Origin of the sequence: Acinetobacter sp. SFB (genome assembly GCF_001647545.1) — a bacterium.
Taxonomy (GTDB): domain Bacteria; phylum Pseudomonadota; class Gammaproteobacteria; order Pseudomonadales; family Moraxellaceae; genus Acinetobacter.
In genome coordinates, this window is sequence record NZ_LSZH01000016.1 from 146,314 (window position 1) to 165,340 (window position 19,027).

At 39.4% G+C, this 19,027-nt stretch carries 15 protein-coding genes and 3 pseudogenes; 14 read left to right on the forward strand and 4 right to left on the reverse strand.

All coding sequences use genetic code 11. The annotated features are described in order from the left end of the window. Positions 1-969 precede the first annotated feature (969 nt). Positions 970-1,185: a hypothetical protein gene (locus AY606_RS13905; protein ID WP_067869913.1), complete on the forward strand. Its 216-nt coding sequence runs from the start codon at positions 970-972 to the stop codon at positions 1,183-1,185. A 298-nt stretch (positions 1,186-1,483) separates the two neighbouring features. On the opposite strand, the gene AY606_RS16200 is transcribed toward AY606_RS13905, so the two are convergent. Then, positions 1,484-1,741, reverse strand: coding sequence for a hypothetical protein (locus AY606_RS16200; protein ID WP_155858221.1), 258 nt, complete (start codon positions 1,739-1,741; stop codon positions 1,484-1,486). A gap of 929 nt (positions 1,742-2,670) precedes the next feature. Here AY606_RS16200 and AY606_RS13915 point away from each other — a divergent pair. After that, positions 2,671-3,183: a cytochrome b gene (locus AY606_RS13915; RefSeq protein ID WP_067869918.1), complete on the forward strand. Its 513-nt coding sequence runs from the start codon at positions 2,671-2,673 to the stop codon at positions 3,181-3,183. A 146-nt stretch (positions 3,184-3,329) separates the two neighbouring features. Here AY606_RS13915 and AY606_RS13920 read toward each other — a convergent pair whose 3' ends face one another. Together AY606_RS13920 and AY606_RS15935 are read right to left on the reverse strand one after the other, a co-directional pair. Beyond that, entirely contained in the window at positions 3,330-4,031 is a 702-nt protein-coding gene (locus AY606_RS13920) for a VIT1/CCC1 transporter family protein (protein ID WP_067869921.1), read from the reverse strand. 268 nt (positions 4,032-4,299) lie between these two features. Beyond that, positions 4,300-4,491, reverse strand: a pseudogene (locus tag AY606_RS15935) (IS5/IS1182 family transposase); the annotation flags it as partial. Between the two features lie 131 nt (positions 4,492-4,622). Between AY606_RS15935 and AY606_RS16210 the strand changes: the two are divergent. The 10 genes and pseudogenes from AY606_RS16210 to AY606_RS16945 form a co-directional block, all read left to right on the forward strand. Further along, positions 4,623-4,812: pseudogene (locus AY606_RS16210) on the forward strand (IS6 family transposase); the annotation flags it as partial. Positions 4,813-5,216: 404 nt separating this feature from the next. After that, complete coding sequence (locus AY606_RS13925; protein WP_067869924.1) at positions 5,217-6,251, forward strand: cupin domain-containing protein; 1,035 nt, start codon at positions 5,217-5,219, stop codon at positions 6,249-6,251. 23 nt (positions 6,252-6,274) lie between these two features. Beyond that, positions 6,275-7,495, forward strand: coding sequence for a 3-hydroxybenzoate 6-monooxygenase (locus AY606_RS13930; protein WP_067869927.1), 1,221 nt, complete (start codon positions 6,275-6,277; stop codon positions 7,493-7,495). Beyond that, on the forward strand, positions 7,492-8,130 hold the full coding sequence (gene maiA / locus AY606_RS13935) for a maleylacetoacetate isomerase (protein WP_067869930.1): 639 nt from the start codon (positions 7,492-7,494) through the stop codon (positions 8,128-8,130). Before AY606_RS13930 ends, maiA begins: the two co-directional genes overlap by 4 nt. Before the next feature lie 36 nt (positions 8,131-8,166). Further along, entirely contained in the window at positions 8,167-8,871 is a 705-nt protein-coding gene (locus AY606_RS13940) for a fumarylacetoacetate hydrolase family protein (protein ID WP_067869933.1), read from the forward strand. A gap of 261 nt (positions 8,872-9,132) precedes the next feature. Further along, entirely contained in the window at positions 9,133-10,371 is a 1,239-nt protein-coding gene (locus tag AY606_RS13945) for an OprD family outer membrane porin (RefSeq protein ID WP_067869936.1), read from the forward strand. Between the two features lie 133 nt (positions 10,372-10,504). Then, a complete protein-coding gene (locus AY606_RS13950; protein ID WP_067869939.1) occupies positions 10,505-11,971 on the forward strand; it encodes an aldehyde dehydrogenase family protein in 1,467 nt (488 codons plus the stop codon). A 185-nt stretch (positions 11,972-12,156) separates the two neighbouring features. Next, a complete protein-coding gene (locus tag AY606_RS13955; RefSeq protein ID WP_067869942.1) occupies positions 12,157-13,386 on the forward strand; it encodes a CaiB/BaiF CoA transferase family protein in 1,230 nt (409 codons plus the stop codon). Between the two features lie 327 nt (positions 13,387-13,713). Further along, positions 13,714-14,388, forward strand: coding sequence for a TetR/AcrR family transcriptional regulator (locus AY606_RS13960; protein ID WP_067869945.1), 675 nt, complete (start codon positions 13,714-13,716; stop codon positions 14,386-14,388). A gap of 414 nt (positions 14,389-14,802) precedes the next feature. Continuing rightward, positions 14,803-14,964 (forward strand): annotated as a pseudogene (locus tag AY606_RS16945) (helix-turn-helix domain-containing protein); the annotation flags it as partial. A 95-nt stretch (positions 14,965-15,059) separates the two neighbouring features. On the opposite strand, the gene AY606_RS13965 reads toward AY606_RS16945, so the two are convergent. Further along, the gene (locus AY606_RS13965) at positions 15,060-16,217 is read right to left on the reverse strand and encodes an acyl-CoA dehydrogenase family protein (RefSeq protein WP_067869949.1); all 1,158 of its coding nucleotides are present in this window, start codon (positions 16,215-16,217) and stop codon (positions 15,060-15,062) included. A gap of 434 nt (positions 16,218-16,651) precedes the next feature. Here AY606_RS13965 and AY606_RS13970 point away from each other — a divergent pair, with 434 nt between their 5' ends. Further along, positions 16,652-17,845 carry a mandelate racemase/muconate lactonizing enzyme family protein gene (locus AY606_RS13970; protein ID WP_067869952.1) on the forward strand — a complete coding sequence of 398 codons (1,194 nt, stop codon included), beginning with the start codon at positions 16,652-16,654 and terminating at the stop codon, positions 17,843-17,845. Next, positions 17,845-19,017, forward strand: a complete 1,173-nt coding sequence (locus AY606_RS13975) for a CaiB/BaiF CoA transferase family protein (RefSeq protein ID WP_067869955.1) — start codon at positions 17,845-17,847, stop codon at positions 19,015-19,017. Before AY606_RS13970 ends, AY606_RS13975 begins: the two co-directional genes overlap by 1 nt. The last annotated feature ends 10 nt before the right edge of the window (positions 19,018-19,027 follow it).

Sequence of the window (19,027 nt, forward strand, 5' to 3'; positions counted from 1 at the left end):
TCTGACAAGTGTTTACTTTAAAAAGTTGAGTACTGAGCAGGAGAGAAGTTTTTATTTCATGCAGTATATTGAATATAAAACGATCCACTGCGAATTTGTGTGGCGCGTGGTGTTGGCTTACTTCAGGTTTGGGAGATCTTCCAACTTAGGTATGCACAAAGGTACTAAAAGTTGCAAACATAACGCTAGAAGAGCACATGCTAAAAGCGGACATTTCTACTTGGGAATAACACAAAAAAATGTGGATCTGTAGCCATGCTTCATATGATTTATACGATGGAAAGTGCATTAAATTGAACAAGGAAAGCATAACCCTCTAATTCTTTATTTGCTTCTTTGAGCGTGTTTTTATAACAAAGAATTAGAGAGTTAAAGTTCTGTTACCGTTGTTTCTTTATATTTATTTATTGTTATTCTGATCCTGATTAAACCACCTATTGATCAAATATTCATCGCATAAAATGAGAATCCGATCATTGAATTGTAAGTTAGTATTACTAAAATCACATATTATTTAAATTTACAAATCATCAATCTGGACTTGGACTAATAGCCCCAAATTTTGTAGGGTAAAACTTTTTTATGTCACGTATAAATCTAAGACTTGCTTTGACCTTTGCGAAGGTAATGTTCCACAGCTTCTAAAGTATTGATTTTACAGCTAGGATTAAAGCTGTCATAACGTTACTTTTGGGGGGGCTGTAAAGTTACCTTAAGATATTCATTAAAGTTGCAAACCCTGAATAGAAATGTCCGATTTGCCATTCGATCAAGAATACCGAGATTTTTACATACTAAAAAAATATTACTGCAGCCCCCAGACGGTATTTTTAAAATTTGCAAAAATAATTTCGTAATCACAAATATTTTTAATAAAAAACAATATATTAAATAGTTGCTTAACTTTTATAATGTATATATAGTGTATATACATTTTATTGTATTAGTGCCTTTGGGAATAAATATCTTATGACTGATCAACCCAAAAAAATAAAGGCCAACAAAAAAGATGGGCAACTCTTAATTCGCATTAACAGCACTGAACGTGATGAGTTCATTCAATTGTGTGAAGCTATGGACACCAGTGCCGCTAGAGAATTAAGAAAATTTATCCGTAGTTTTATGAAAAAAAACCAGTCAGCGGATATTCATACCAAGGAGTCACATCATGTCGAAGCAAGTTAAAATCTTGAAAAAGAAGATCAAAGCACGTCTTGAAAAGATTTCAAAACACAAAAATAAGTTAAATAAGTTCAAAAAGCAGCTTAAAAAACAGAAGTAATAGTGAGGGTTAACCTCACTAACAAGTAAAAAAGCTGAATTTTCTATAAGGAAATTCAGCTTTTTTCATTACTTACTGTCTGACTTCTGAGGGACAGATCAAGATAGGTTTTTTTTATTGCCTCGATTTTTAAATCAGAGATAGATCTGTATCAAAACTACGAATTAAAGTCGCTGCAGGGTCAGTTGCAAGACCTTAAATCTAGACCAGCTCGGAAATGATCTCTGCCAACACTGCATCTGCTTGTGAAGTACTTCTGACAGCAGAAATGTCCTTTTTAACTTTAGTGAGAGATCTCCCGGTTTCTTTAAAAGAAAAAACGGTTTTATTTCCTGTGAGGATGAGAGGGGTAAGATTAGTGACTTCGCCTATTTTTAAGAATAGCTCAGCCACTCTGACTTGATGAACATAAATAGAGCGTAACTTTTGGGTAATTTCTAAAGCAGTATGTTTATTCATAAATATAACCATTAATTTTATTAGATTTTTTGAAAATTTTAATTCTTGTAAATCCAATCTTAGCAGAACTAGTATGAATGAGTAAAATTTGTGCACGAGTGCACTTAAAAAACTGATTATTGCTAATAGTGCAAGGATTTCAGCTTTAAAAAGGATAGAATCCATCAACTCAGAGATAGTACAGAAATAATAAAGTCCGATTCTGTTTACTTAAAGTTGCATGGACATGGCCAGCAGGTACTTTGATGCCATTAAATTCTAGGTCTAGCGTTGCACAAGCATCATGAATAACTTTTACTTTATAACCAAAATCAGAAGCAGCACCAACAGCAGCGTTAACCTATATATGGCTCATAGCACCAATCACGACTAACTCAGTCACTTCCATTGGTATCTAAAATTTCTTTGAGATTCGTATTGAATAACGTGTTGATGTGATTTTTAATGACCACAGTTTCATCTGCTTGTGGCTGAACTGTGTGCTGAAATTCAATACCGTTTGAGCCAGGTTTAAATATAGAGCCAAAGACTAAAAAATATAGAACAAGAGAAGCAGGGGATATTCAAAAGTTTTAAAGACAAAGTCATTGAAATGATGACTATAGCATTAGCTCCGGCATTTGAGATTAGTCGCCAAGCAGGATATCGCTATTTAAAAGCCGAAAATTGACTGAATAAAAATGGGTGACTCAATTAAGTTTAGCTGATGAATAGGGTGAAATATGATCAATACCTTAAAAACCCATTCAAAGGCTGTACTACCTTTAACCATTTATAAATGCTGTGATACACCTAAACATTTTGCAAGCTCAGTGACAGAATATCCAGGTTCAATCTCAATTTATCAGCTTCATTTTTAAATTCTGGAGTATATTGTTGTCCACTTATCGGTTCAGTTTTATATAAATATTTAGAAATCAGGAAAAATCATGAACAATAACTATCCAAAACCTATGATAATAATGCATTGGATTACCTTTGTTTTAGTTGTGATTGTATATTTGACGAGTGGAGATCCAACAAGAACAGGCTTGCAGGGCCAGATTCATGTGATAGGTGGAATTTCAATATTTATTCTATTTTTCGTGAGGTTGAGTTTTATTTTTCTCTATAAAAGAAGTATTCCTCAAAATGAGATCATTAATGCGTATCAAATAAAATTATTTAAAATTGTCAGATTTACGCTTTACTTAAGTTTATGTGGCGTTCCGATAGCGGGCTGGCTTGCATTATCGAGTTTCACTGATAATTTCAAAGTTTTATCTTTAAACTTGCCACTTTTGAGCAGTGTTAGAGAAGTTAAATATATTGGTCAGATACATCAATTTTTAGGTAACTTCTTTATTACAGTCATAGGTTTACATGCCTGTGCTGCATTAATCCACCATTTTATTTTTAAAGATAATGTATTAAAAAGTATGTTTTTTAAAAAAATGAAATGATTTAAATCTATAACCCTAAAAAATAGGCATATGGTTCACCCAGAACGACATGCTTTATCGATATAAAGCATGTCAAATATTTTTATAGACCTATTATCTATACCTCGTATGGGATTGGACGTATTCGGGTCATATAAAAAGGTATCTTAAGCCACCGCAACATTAAATAAGGATCCGATCCAAGCACTGAATAACATGGCGATAATTCCCCAAAGCATGACCCGAATCGAACCTCTCAAAATACTTGCACCACCCGCATAACTGGCCAAAGCCCCCATAATTCCAAGACTTAATACCCCAATCAGCATGACGCCTTTCTCTAAGTATTGCTCAGGCAGCAACATAATTGAAATTAAAGGAAATAATGAGCCTATAGTAAATGCAATGGCTGAAGAGAATGCAGCACGAAAGGGTTGGGCAGAGTTATGATCTGAAATCCCAATTTCATCACGCGCATGTGCATCTAAAGCATTGTGTGCAGTGAGTTGTTGCGCGACTTCTTGCGCTAAAGCGGGTTGTAATCCACGCTGTATATAAATATTTTTTAGCTCATTTAATTCATGTTCAGGATGGCGTTGCAGTTCACGCTCTTCCATCTGTAGATCATTCTTTTCAATGTCTTGTTGTGATTTAACGGAAATATATTCACCCGCCGCCATCGATGCAGCCCCCGATATTAATCCGGCGACACAGGTCACCAGTAAAGTGTGAGTGGATGCTCCACTGGCTGCTATTCCCACTACGAGACTGGTGACTGAAATAATCCCGTCATTTGCCCCCAGCACAGCTGCACGCAACCATCCCGCACGTTCGATGTAATGTTTTTCAAGATGATAAGAGTGGCGCACAAGGTATATCCTTCTTGTTATCAGGGTGATTGTAATAAATTTATTTCATCTATAGTTAGATTTTATTATTTACTCATTTTAAAAAAGTAGCTGCGTAATCGCAGTTAACTATTCAATCTCTCCGAAACTGGCACAATCAGCCTAAGATAAATTGTTACTGCAATACACGTCTAAAGTGTCTGCATGATTTTTAACACTCGCATCTCACTTAATTGAGGCTTTGTTGCACAAAAATTTAAAAATTAAAATCACCCTAAGAAAATGAAATTTAAGACAGAACTTGGGGGTAAAGTCGAGCTAATTCGGTGAATTTATTTAACACAGCTACACCTGCATGAATCTCATTCACCTGAATCGGAAAGTTGCTGGCACTGAGTTTATCTCCTAATAATTTGATGCAATGTATCTTTGTTTCCAACAAGCTTCGGCGTTGATGCCCAGACCACTTTTTCCAAATTGAGGAGTGGGATCAAACCAAATTGAGATATTTCCAGCACTGTTGCAAATAACCACTCCGAGTAAGCTGAATAGTTTTTAGCTCAAGGTTCAGCATATGAACCCGTCCATGGTCGGTATTTTCAGGCTGAGACCATGCTTTGGGCTGTGCGCTGTATTGTAACTATGGCATTAGCTATGGTGAACTTGAGGAAATGCTTGCCGAATGTGGTGTAAATGTTGATCACACTACGATTTATCGTGGGGTTCAACGTGATGCGCCTGATATAGAAAAACGCTTAGGCTGGGATTGGCCTAATCCTATCTGAGCTCATGGCATATGGATGTAATGCTCTGCATAGCGAACAACTCCTGAAGCCTTTTCCCTTTGTTAAAGGGGACATTATCCATAATTGAGTTAAGACATATAATCCTAAAAATCAATAAAACAGCTATATGTGTAAAAGATATTTTTGGTGATTTAAAGTTATTTAGAGTCTTAACTGATCGAAATGGAAGCAAGAAATGAGGTTTCTGCTTTCATTTAATCGCAGGAATTTATAACTTGGAGCTGCTTAAAATAATTTTTGAAAGATCTATATGTAATTAAAATATTGAATTTAAACAATTTATTTTAACATCCTGAAGCGTATAAAAATATTGTCAGAATCTCTGGATTTAATAATAAAAATTATTATAATAAATAAAACAACCAACTGATTGGTTGGTATTATTATATTAGGGATGAAAATGGAACAACTTGCTAGATTAGAGGATCTGCCAACACGTTATGTTGCAGACCTGACACAGAAGAATCTGGTTCCATTGTGGCCAAGTCTTCGCAATGTATTACCCCCATTAAAACCGATTCCCCATACTCAGGCGATTTCCTGGAAATTTAAAGACATCAAGCCATTGCTGATTGAAGCTGGAGAATTAACGCCGATCGAGAAAGCCGAACGCCGCGTACTGGTTTTAGCCAATCCTGGTCATGGTTTAGAAAATATGCGCGCGACTTCGGTCATTTATCTTGGGATGCAATTGCTATTGCCAAAAGAATGGGCACCCGCACACCGCCATACACCGAATGCAGTGCGTCTTATAGTAGAAGGTGAAAAAGCCTATACCACGGTCGAAGGTGAAAAATGCCCAATGTCGCATGGCGATTTGATCCTTACGCCATCGGGTCTGTGGCATGAACATGGTCATGATGGAGATGAACCTGTCATTTGGCTAGATGTACTTGATTTACCTTTGGTCTACTACATGGAAGCGTCTTATGTAGAAGGTGGGGAATGCCAACCAGTAACGAATACCGGCACAAAATCACGTTATGGCAAAGGTTTAGTTCCGACTCAACATCACATTCGGGCAAAAAATAATTATCCAATGCTTCGTTATCCCTGGGCGGAAGCCAAACAATTACTTAATGATTTAGCTGAAGCCCAATCACAAGGCCCCATTCAAGTGGCATATGTCAATCCGGAAACAGGGGACGACTGCCAAAAAATTATTGGCTACTCAGCAGTTATGGTGCGAGCAAATGAAACCATTCAAATGAGTCCATGTTCGGCAGCACAAGTTTTTCATGTTATTGAGGGACAGGTAGAACTGCAAATTGGTACTGACACTTTCAATCTAGAAAAAGCCGATACCGCATGTGCTCCATGTTTTGCACAGGTCGATTTAATCAATAACTCTAGTGAGCCATGTTTCATTTTTATTGCCGATGAGGCACCGATTCAAAAGAAACTCGACCTTTATTCAGTGCGTGAACGTAATTAAATCTGTTTTTAAAGGATGAAAACATGACAAATCAGCAAAGTCCAATTTTGATTGCAGGCGGTGGCATAGGCGGTTTTGCAGCTGCCCTCGCAGTGGCCAAACAAGGTTTTAAAGTTCAGGTTTTTGAACAGGCAGCAGAAATTGGAGAAATTGGTGCAGGCATTCAGCTCGGGCCAAATGCCTTTAATGCATTTGATGCGTTGGGAATTGGTGACCGAGCTCGAGGGAGGGCTGTCTATACAGATTATATGGTCATGCATGATGCAATTGATGAATATCAAGTTGGACGTATTGATACAGGTGATGCATTTTTAAAGCGCTTTGGTAATCCGTATGCAGTGATCCACCGTGCAGATATTCATAGCTCTCTGGTGGAAGGTGCACAAGAACGCGGTGAAATTGAAATCATCACCAATTGTCGTATCACTGATGTGGAACAAGACGATACTGGTGTCACCATTACAGATCAAAATGGAAAAATTTATACTGGGCAAGCACTTATAGGTGCCGATGGGGTTAAGTCAGTTGTCCGTGAAAAATATGTGGGTGATCCAGCTTTAGTAACAGGGCATGTGGTTTACCGTGCCGTGGTTCCAAAGAGTGAATTTCCTGAAGAGTTGCAGTGGAATGCGGCCAGTATCTGGGTAGGACCAAATTGTCACTTGGTTCATTATCCATTACGAGGCGGCGAAGAATATAACGTCGTGGTGACCTTCCATAGCCGTGAACAAGAAGAATGGGGCGTAAAAGACGGCTCAAAAGAAGAAGTACTTTCTTATTTCCAGGGCATCTGTCCGAAAGCCCGCAAATTGATTGAGTTACCCAAATCATGGAAACGTTGGGCAACAGCAGACCGTGAGCCTATCGATCAATGGAGTTATGGACGTATAACTTTACTGGGAGATGCAGCACATCCAACCACACAATATATGGCACAAGGTGCCTGTATGGCGATGGAAGATGCAGTGACTTTGGGTGAAGCCCTGCGTATCAGCAACAATAATATTCAACAAGCCTTTCAAATTTACCAATGTGCACGTGTTGCGCGTACCGCACGTATTGTTTTGTCCTCTCGAGAAATGGGCAAGATTTACCATGCCAAAGGTGTTCAGCGCATGGTGCGCAATGATTTATGGCGTGGGCGTCCCAATGAACGGTTTTATGATGCGATGGAATGGCTGTATGGCTGGAATGTTGAAAACTGTTTAGATGCAGCAAAACATTACACGGGATCAGCAGCATGAAAATGTATGGCTTTTTCCGAAGCGGAACCTCGCATCGTACCCGGATCGTAATGAATCTTAAGAAGATTGATTATGAATTATTGCCTGTGTCTTTGATGAAAAACGAACATAAGCAGCTGGGTTTTCAGGACATTAACCCGCAAGGCTTTGTTCCTGTATTGCAAGTCAATGATCAGTTGATGATTCAGAGTCCAGCCATTATTGAATGGTTAGAGGCTGAATATCCGGAGCCTGTCTTATTGCCTAAAGATGAATTGGAACGTGCCAAAGTACGTGCAATAGCTGCGTTGGTGGGCTGCGATATTCATCCGATTAACAATAAACGTGTTTTGGAATACTTGCGTGGGCCGTTGCAATTAGATGAACAGCAAGTACTCACATGGTGCCAGCATTGGATTGAAGAAGGTTTTGATGCTTTAGAACAGTTACTGGATAGAGACCGTGGGCGAGGGGATTTCTGTGTTGGAAATACCCCTACTTTGGCAGATGCGTATCTGGTTCCACAGGTTGAATCCTCAAAACGATTTCAGGTTAATTTAAGTCAATACCCAATTATTCAAAAGATTTACAACACATGTATGGCTTTGCCTGAATTTCAGGCGGCAGCCCCACATAATCAACCAGATGCCGTTTAAAGCATAGAGCAACCAATAAAATCAAGGAAGTAGATGATGAGTTTTGTATTTAAGCCAATGCCAGTGGTCGGCATACCGATAAAAGATAGCGATATATTATTTCCAGTACGTCGTATCTATTGTGTTGGCCGTAACTATGCTGCACATGCCCGTGAAATGGGTTTTGATCCAGACCGTGAGCCGCCTTTTTTCTTTTGTAAGCCGAATGATGCAGAGTCTATTGTACCTGTACCTGCGGGCGAAACAGTCACTATTCCCTATCCGCCTTTAACGTCGAATTACCATTATGAAATCGAATTGGTCGTAGCCATTGGTAAAGATGGGAAAAATATTTCAGTCGAGCAAGCTGCTGAATATATCTATGGCTATGCAGTGGGCTTGGATATGACCCGTCGTGACTTACAAATCGCACAACGTGAAAAGGGTCGTCCATGGGAAGTCGGTAAGGCATTTGACTACTCGGCACCCGTGGGCCCAATCCATCGTTTGGCCGATGTGGGTGAATTAAATGCCGCTGATATTCACCTTACCGTGAATGGTGAAACCCAACAGCGTAGTGATATCAGCCATTTGATTTGGAATGTTGCTGAAACAATTGCCAATTTATCAACTTTATTTGAATTGAAACAAGGCGATTTGATTTTTACAGGAACACCTGAAGGTGTGGGCGCAGTATTACCGGGAGATGAAATGCGAGCTGATGTGGATGGCCTGACAGGCATTACAGTCAAAGTCGCATAACAGGTGGGCTTTACGACAGGGATGTTGTTTAGCTTCTTATAGTTCTGATTTTCATAGGATTGAAACAGAATATAAGAAGGAATTTCGTAGGATCACGGAAGTGTTGTTCAAGGAAATGAATAACGAAATATTAATAATGCAATGGATATTGTCCTAAAAACAAAATCAGAAACGGTGTATCTAACATCCTGAGGATGAATTTGGATAGATCCACCATTGCAACTATGGAAAGTTGAAAATCAAGCAAAGAGGATTGCTAACATGTTTAAACTAAAACTTTTATCGTTGGGGTGTCTCATCTGTTCTTCAGGAATGGTACAGGCAGATGTGGTCAAAGATGCACAGGTACAGTTAGATTTCCGTAACTTTTATATGCACCGTATTCCTGATACCCAACCTGTACCAGAGTTCGAGCATTGGTCTCAAAGTGCATCATTAAGTATTAAGTCGGGTTATGCAGAGCCAATCGGTCCAGTTGCTTTTGGTCTGGATGGAACGGTTATGCATGCAGAGCGTATAATCAAAAATGACAATGAATTGGTGCGTGATGGAACCATGCCGAATGATCCTGTGACTGGAAAGCAAGAACAAGACCAGACCCAATTGGGATTAACTTTAAAAGCCAAAATAGCTAAAACCGAAGTGCGTTACGGGCAATTGATGCCTAAGCTTCCGGTGGTTCATATTGACCACAGTCGAAATTTGCCGACAACTTTTAAAGGTCTCATGCTTGAATCGAATGATATTGAAAATACCAAGATTACTGCCGGTCGAATTACCCGGATTCAAGCACGTGATAGAGATGATTATAAAAAACTGAGCTTAGACGTCAATAAAACAGGTGAATTTTCAGACGGTTTAAATGTTTTTGGGCTGGATTACAAAGTGAATCCAAACTTGGATGCCTCATATTTCTATGGGGGACTGGAAGATATTTATAACCAACATTATGTCGGCTTAAAACATCAGCATAAATTTAATGACACGACTCGCTTAATCACTGATTTTCGTGTCTTTGATACCCAGGATGCAGGGAGTAGCTTACAGGGTGAAATTGATAATCAGGCATATAACTTTATGAGTATGCTCAGTTATGGTCCGCACAAATTTGGTTTAGGTTATCAACAGATGTCGGGTGAAACGGCATTTCCTTTACTCAGTGGTTGGACGCCCGCACCATTTTTAACCCAATGGGGCAGCATCAGTTTCTATAAAGCAAAAGAGCGCTCCGTTCAGTTCCGTTATGACTATGATTTTGCAGCTATGGGCATAGATGGTTTGTATTTTATGACACGTTATATCATGGCGGATCATATCAAGCATCCCACCATTGATGATGTCAAAGAAAGCGAATTTAATATCGTTGTCAACTATGGAATTAAAGAAGGATTATTCAAGGGATTAGGCTTTCAATATATGTTAATTAAAACTGACTTTGAAAATAGTGGTATTAAACTGGATGAGCACCGTTTTTATACCAACTATACTTATAAGTTTTAATAGCTGAAATTTTAAATATTTTTTTGGTTAATTAACCAACCAAATAGTTGATTGCTTTTTCGATTTATTTAACTTATGTTTATTGTCAGCAATCGTTGACAATAAACAGAGTAGAGATACAAGGATTTATTTTATGGGTTCTTCTAACATTTATACCGAACTAAATCATCAATATATTCACGGTCAATGGATCAATGGATCATCGACACGCCAAGCCGATAATATTAATCCCTATAATCAAGAGCTCATTCACCAATTTCAATTGGCAAATACAGCGGATTTAGATGCTGCATATACAGCAGCAAAATCCGCGCAATCTGCATGGGAGAAAACCTCACCTGCAGAACGAATTGCGCTGATTCAACGTGTAGAAGAGATTCTAAAAGCGCGGGGTGAAGAAATTATTGACTGGATTATTCGTGAGTCAGGAAGTACCCGCTTAAAAGCATCAATCGAATTAGCTGCGGCACAAGGCATCACCGCTGAAGCAAAAACTTTTCCATTACGGGTGAATGGCGAAATTTTGCCGACCAGTGTGCCACATCAGCAAAGCCGGATTTATCGAAAAGCATTGGGTGTTATTGGGGTGATTAGCCCGTGGAATTTTCCATTTCACCTGAGTATGCGTTCTGTCATTACTGCCGTGGCACTAGGAAATACGGTTGTCCTCAAGCCAGCAAGTGATACCCCGGTTACGGGTGGGACACTGTTAGCCAAAATTTTTGAAGAAGCTGGTTTTCCTGCAGGGGTACTCAATGTCGTTGTGGGTGCGGGAAGTGAAATCGGTGATTACTTTGTCGAGCATGCAGTACCAAGTTTAATTTCATTTACCGGTTCAACCGAGATTGGCAAGCGAGTCGGCCAACTGGCTGTGGGTGGAAAATACCTTAAACGAATTGCACTTGAACTGGGTGGAAATGCACCTATGGTGGTGCTTGATGATGCCAATTTAGAACAAGCAGTTGAACTGACAGTGCTTGGCCGGTTTCTGCATCAAGGCCAGATCTGCATGAGTACCAACCGGGTCATTGTCGATGCAAAAATCTATGATGATTTTGTGGCCCTGCTTGGACATAAAGTAAAAGAATTGGTGATAGGTGATCCAGATGATATGGGTACCCTCATTGGACCCATCATTAATCAAAGCCAAGTTCGAAATATTGAACGAATTATTGCGCAAGCGAAAGCTTCAAATGCTCAAATGATTATAGGGGGAGAGACACAAGGTCAAGTCATTCCGCCCCATGTCTTTATTGATGTCGACCCGCAATCGGCATTGGCACGTGAAGAAAGCTTTGGTCCAATCTTACCGGTGATTAAAGCGCGTGATGAAGCACACGCTTTAGAGTTGGCCAATGATACGGAATATGGTTTATCCAGTGCAGTATGCACCACCAATCATGAGCGTGGAGTGAATTTTGCGCTCGGGATTGAAGCAGGGATGACGCATATTAATGACATTACTGTCGATGATCAGTCACATGCACCTTTTGGTGGTGAGAAAAACTCTGGTTTAGGTCGCTTTAATGGGCACTGGATTATTGAAGAATTTACCCGTACGCATTGGGTAACGCTACAGACTAAGCCTAAAACTGCTTAAATATAATCGCTTAAACGGGCAGAATAAATAGGTAGAAAATGCTTATTCATTCTGCTTTTTTTATAAATATTTTTTTCTTAACTTTAGTCTAAAATTTGTAAAAACTGTTTTACAGTGATGCCGAATTAGCTGATAATCAATTAACCAACTATTTGGTTGATTTAAAAAATAACAACGGAGTGTTTATGGAAAGTAATCATCAGGGATCTTTAAAAGGATTACGTATTCTTGATCTAACGCATGCCTTGGCTGGTCCATTTTGTTCACAAATGCTAGCCGATCATGGCGCGGATGTAATTAAAGTCGAACCATTAGAAGGTGATTTTTTCCGTAAAATGGGACCATTCCGTGCTGATGATCAAGACAAATTCTTTGGTGGGCTATTTCAGTCCTGTAACCGCAATAAGCGTTCTATTTCATTAAACCTGAAGACTGAATTAGGGCGTGAAGCATTGCTTGAGCTGGTTAAAAATGCTGATGGTCTAGTTGAAAACTATCGTGCTGGCGTACTCGAAAAAATGGGTTTGGGTTATGAGGTACTAAAAGAAATCAACCCACGTCTTGTTTATACCTCTATTCGCGGTTTTGGTGACCGTGTTGGCGGAGAAAGCCCATATAAAAACTGGCCTGCATTCGATATCGTCGCTCAAGCCATGGGTGGCTGGATGGGCGTAACCGGTATGGATGCGGATCATCCTGTCAAAGTGGGCGGTGGCGCTGGTGATACGGTCTCTGGATTATTCGCAGCATTTGGAACAGTTTCTGCTTTATTGCATGCGAAAAATACAGGCTTAGGTCAATATGTAGATGTGGCGATGACCGACAGTATTTTGGCACTGTCTGAAATTGTTGTCAGTCAGTTTTCATACTTAGGGGTTTCTGCAAAGCCCGTCGGTAACGGGATTCCGGGGTTGGCACCTTTTGGCACCATTAAAGTGAAAGATGGTGTGATTGCGATTGCTGCACCGCACGATCCACAATTTCATTTATTGTGCGATTTACTCGGTTGTCCTGAATTAAAAACTGAAGCCAAATATTTAAATGAAGGCTTGCGTTGGACAAATCATCTGGAACTCAATGCGGAAATTGAAAAATACACCGTACTGAAAACCAAGTTAGAGTTAAAGGAACTTTTTGGTGGTCGTGTTCCATTTAGTCCGATTTATACTGGTGAAGACATTTTCAATGATGAGCATTTTGCTGCACGGAATATGTTGCCTCTAGTGGATCACCCTGGAACGGCAACCCCAACAGCAGTACCGGGCATTCCTGTAAAAATGTCACTTACCCCAGGAGAGGTGCGTGTTCGTGCGCCTAAACTCGGTGAACATACTCGGGAAATTTTGAATGAAATGGGGTGGGATAACCAACGTATTGCGCAGTTACTTGAAAATGGGATTTTATATGCAGCGTAAATCTTTTTTGAATAAATAATTTGCAATGATGTATTGATTTATAGCCATAATCCACTCCGGTGGATTATGGCTTTTTATGAGAAAATTAAGTGTTCTAGGCTTTATAAAATAAGTACTATTAAAAAAATGCAATTTATTTATAATACTACCAAATAGTTGATTGATATTTAAGTGGTAAACTGCTGATGGAATAAATATTTAAAATGTTCTCTGATGGGTTTTAAATATTTATTGTTTGCTTTCATCTGCCTACTTTTATTTAAATGCACTCATTCATACAGTTTGTTTGAGCCAGCTTGATCATGATTTTATTTTTAGGATTACTAAATGTCTGAATTAGAAACAGAAAAAATTGAAATGACGAAAGATTTAAGCGCGAGTGGCTTGGTTGCGAAAACACGTCAACCACGCAAACGTCGTCCAAGTACAGATGCACGTCATGAAGACAAACGCTTATTAATTTTAACGACTGCTGCAGAGTTGTTCTCAACCTTAGGGTATGAGGCAACCTCTTTGGATTTAATTGCTGAGCATGTCGGTATTCATAAAGCGACGCTTTATCATTATATTTCAAATAAAGAGAGTATTTTATTTGAATGCTTACAGTTGTCCTTTAAAGATTTAGATTTACTGATTGAAGAAATGAACAACAAAGAGGTGTGTGTATTTGATCGCCTGATAAAATTTGCTTCAAGTTTGGCGATGGCACAAAATAATGTATTTGGTCGCTGTATGTTGCTTGTCGGTGCGCGTCCGTTAGATGTTTATTCGAGTGATGAAATTAGAAAATTCCAACGACGTTTAGATTTAACGGTGCGTGCACTGATTGAAGAAGGCATTGCTGATGGTAAAATTAAGCCGTGTTCGCCTCGTATTATTTCTTCAATGTTATTCGGGGCATTAAACTGGGTACCAAGATGGTATAAAGAGGACTCAAAAATCACGATTTCTGAAATTACAGATACTTTCATGAATACCATGATTAATGGTCTTAAAGCTTAATCTCTACACCACACCATAAACCGACAGTCCTTTAACAGAAGCTTAAAATAAGACATTTTATTCATTTGCAAAGCGCTATTCATTTTTAGTGAACTAAACATGTATTGCTTTAATAAAGTGTAAAAAATTCCAAGATTTTAAGCTTTTGTGTTTCGTATAATTTAACGTTAATTTTTCTTCATGAGATTTCTTTCATAAATCAAAAAACGACCCTCTTTTTGGTTGATATTTGTACTCTAACCTTCTTGGCATTTGTGCATAATCTGCGGATGAAATACATCGATGCAAAGAAGCTTTCTGCAACACAGTTTAAGCGATATACGGGCATCTCATGATCAACCTTCTATGTAGGTTGAGCAATGGAGCAAGCAGGTTCCAGCTAAAGGCAGACCACCCCAGTGAAGCGTAGAGAATCAGGTTCTTCTGTGCATAATCTATTGGCGTGAATACCGAACTTTATTTCACCTTGCTACGAGTTATGGGGTTTCAGAGCCAACAGCCTCACGAATTGTACCTCATGTTGAAGACTGTCTGATCCAGTCTGGTCTTGCTGAAAATAAGCTTAAGAGCTTTTAAAATAAAGAATTAATATTTTAATACGGATTAAATCAATTAAATTGTTAAATAAAAAAAGAGGCAATAGATGCCTCTTTTTTTATATCTGCTATTTTTTACATTGAACGTGCAATCACATCTTTTAAGGTCTCATTAGAGCCACCGTAAATTTTTGCTACTCGTGCATCCATATACAATTGTGCAATTGGATATTCTGTACAGTAACCATAGCCACCAAACAGCTGTAAACAACGGTCGATAATTTCACATTGTTTTTGTGAGCCCCACCATTTTGCCATCATGGCATCATTTGGCTGTAGTTCTTTATCTTCAACTAAATCATTGATAATCGTGTCAATAAATACTCGACCCACACGTGCTTCGGTTAAACATTCCGCCAATTCAAATTTAGTGTTTTGGAAATCCCATAGGGTTTTCCCTAACATTTTACGGTTTTTAGCATGTTCAACTGTCATCTCAATGGCACGTTCTGCACACGCAATGCCCACGATACCAATTGATAAACGTTCACGGGTGAATACATCCATTAACTGAAAGAAGCCTTTTCCTTCTTCACCACCAATTAAATTTTCGACCGGAACACGTGCATCATCTAGGAAAATTTCAGCAGTATTTAAGGCATTTTGCCCAATTTTATCAATGATGTTATTTACTTTAAAGCCTGGACATTTATCTTTTTCGACCATGAATAAAGAAATTCCACGCGCACCTGAGCCCGAATCGCCGGTACGTGCAGCAACCAGAATATAATCCGCTTGATCGCCAAGCGTACAGAACGTTTTAGAACCGTTCAGAACATATTCATCACCATCACGACGTGCAGTAGTTCTGAGTGCCTTTACGTCCGTTCCTGCATCAGGCTCGGTAATCGCAACAGCAATCATTTTTTTACCTGTAGCAATACCTGGCATCCACTTTAACAGTTGTTCGTGTGTAGCTGTGCCCAAAAAGAAACCCGGGCTGTTCAATGAACCTGGAATAAAACCAAACGTGGTATCACAGATACGCGCTTGTTCTTCCATCATAATGACTTCATGGGCAAAGGATGCACCCAAGCCACCATATTCTTCGGGAACACTCATACACAGTAAACCGAGTTCTCCTGCTTTTTCCCAAATTTCACGATCAATAAAATGCTGTTTACGAAATTTTTCAGCATGTGGTGCAACTTCTTGTTCAAAAAAACGACGTGCGGTAACACGTAACTGGTCCAGTTCTTCTGTCATCCATGGCGAGCGATATCCATAAATCATGGGGCAATCCTTTTTTATTTCACATTAAATTAGCTAAATATTGAATGACTCAGCCTGCTAAAACGTACTCTGAGCCAAACACTTGTTCTGATAAAACCTAGTTTTAACAAATATTACAACTTTGTCAACCAACAGGTTGGTTGATTTATTATTTATTCAACCAACTTGTTGGTTGACTTTTAGGAAAATCGAAATTACATTACTGCAGGACAGGTCTGAAGTTTTATATTTCTAATGAATGAAATCTCAAAAATGACCAAATTGTTAAAAAGATTTTTTATCAGTGAAGAACATTATTTTGCGCTGAGTTGTTTTTAAAAATGGATCTTATATCAGTCTTTCAAAGCTGGATATAAGCAAGTAGGTCTAAGCGAATAGACACTAAAATTTGCGTTTTGACACGCAGAAATTTTCAAAAGGAAAGGGATTTAATCATGCCAAAAATCGTAAAAGTAGAATGTTTCCCAGTTTCTACCCCATTAAAAAAACCTGTGATTATGCCAAATACGCGCATTACCTCTATTGATAGTGTGGTTTTAAAAATTACTGCAGATGACGGTACGGTAGGTTTTTCAGATTCCGGTGATACCTCTTCTTGGTACCGTGGTGAATTACAAGAATCAATTATTGCGATGATTACCCGTGTCATTGCACCGCGTATTTTAATTGGTGAAGATCCTCGTAACATCGAAAAAATTGTGGCAAAAATGGATCTGTTGGTGCGCGATAACAATCAAGCTAAAGCAACGGTCGACTTCGCATTACATGATTTGAAAGGAAAACTATACGGCGTACCTGTATATGACTTGCTGGGTGGACGTACCACTGAAGGCTCACGTCAAGGTTGGGTATTGTCTGCGGGTAAACCTGAAGATGTTGCGGCTGAAGCACAGAAAGCTAAAGCGCTGGGTTTTGAATTGTTTAAAATGAAAATCGGTCACGGTACATTACAAGACGATATTGATATGGTTCATGCGGTACGTGACACCGTAGGTCAAGATGCAGTATTAACAATTGATGCAAACGGCTTCTGGAGTTATGAAAAAGCACTTCATGTGATTCGTCGTATCGATTCTGCTGGCCTCGACTTAATTGAACAGCCGCTAGCACATTGGGATATTGAAGGTATGGCGCGTTTGCGTGCACAGGTCAAAACCCCAATTTATGCCGATGAATCTGCTCAAGAACTTTATAACCTTAAAGAAATTATTGATCGTCGTGCAGCTGATGGCCTATTCATCAAACTTCAAAAAGTAGGCGGATTGGTAAAAGCTCAGCGTTGGTTAACCATGGCGCGTTTGGCAGGTTTACCTGTTCATTGTGGTTGTATGATCGGTTCTGGCCTAGAACATAGTCCAGCGGCACATCTTTGGGTTGCAAATGAATGGGCATCTCAAGGTCTGAATGAATCCATTGGCCCGTTATTGATTCACGGTACGATGGAAAGTAAAAACATTAAAGTCGGTACAGATATCGCACTCAACATTCCGAAGTTTGAAAATGGCATGTGTTATCCGAATGAAGGTCCGGGTTATGGCATTGAATTAAATGAAGCATTCCTCATCAGCAATAAGACTGTAGGTGTAGAAGGTCGTGCTGTGGAAGTCGGTAGTGAGGTGGCTGCTTAATGACGCGTTCAGGACCACTGTCACACTTAACGGTAATTGAGTTTGCAGGTCTTGGACCTGCACCTTTTGCAGCAATGTTACTTGCAGATCAAGGGGCTCGGGTGATTCGTATTGATCGCCTGATCAAGCCTTCTAAACAAGATGGCATGGCGTCTCTAACAGCACGGGATAGTGATGTATTGGCCCGTGGACGTGAGTCAATTGCACTGGATTTAAAAAAACCTCAAGCCATTGAAATCGCATTAAAGCTGATTGAAAGCGCTGATATTCTAATTGAAGGTTTTCGTCCTGGTGTGATGGAATCCTTAGGTTTAGGCCCAGAAATTTGCCACGCCCGTAATCCAAAATTGGTTTATGGACGGGTAACAGGATGGGGGCAAACCGGACCATTGGCCCAGGCAGCTGGACACGATATTAATTATATTGCTTTGACCGGTGCTTTGCATTCAACAGCACGTGCTCAGGGCCAGCCTACACCCACGCCAGGTTTAATTGGTGATTTTGGTGGTGGTGGAATGTTACTGGTATATGGCGTTTTAGCGGCAGCTTTACATGCTAAACAAACCGGTGAAGGGCAGGTGGTGGATGCTGCAATCACCGATGGTTCGGCATTATTAACCGCTTTAATTCAGGGTTGGCATTCTGTGGGTTTATGGAATGATCAAGCTGGAACCAATAATGGGGACGGTGGTGCTCATTTTTATGACAGTTATCAATGTTCAGATGATAAATACATTTCAATTGGTCCCATGGAACCGCAGTTTTATGCACTGTTGCTGGAAAAATTGGAATTAACAGATGATCTTGAATTCAAGCAACAATGGAATGCGAAAAAATGGCCAGCATTGAAACAGCGCTTGACCGATATTTTTCTCACCAAAACCCGTGATCAATGGTGTGCGATTTTTGAAGGTACAGATGCATGTTTTGCACCTGTTTTAAGTTTGGCTGAAGCGCCAAAGCATCCCCATAATCAAAGCCGAGGTACTTATACAGTTGTCAATAATATTGTTCAGCCCAGTCCTGCACCTAAGTTTAGCAAGACCACAGTTGGGCATTGCAATCCGGTAAATCCGGTGGCAGCAAATACTCAAGATATCTTGAATGAGTTGGGGTATAGCTTCGACGAAAGAGCGCATTTAATTATTAATACAGTTGCGCAACAGGTATAGATGTAAAAAC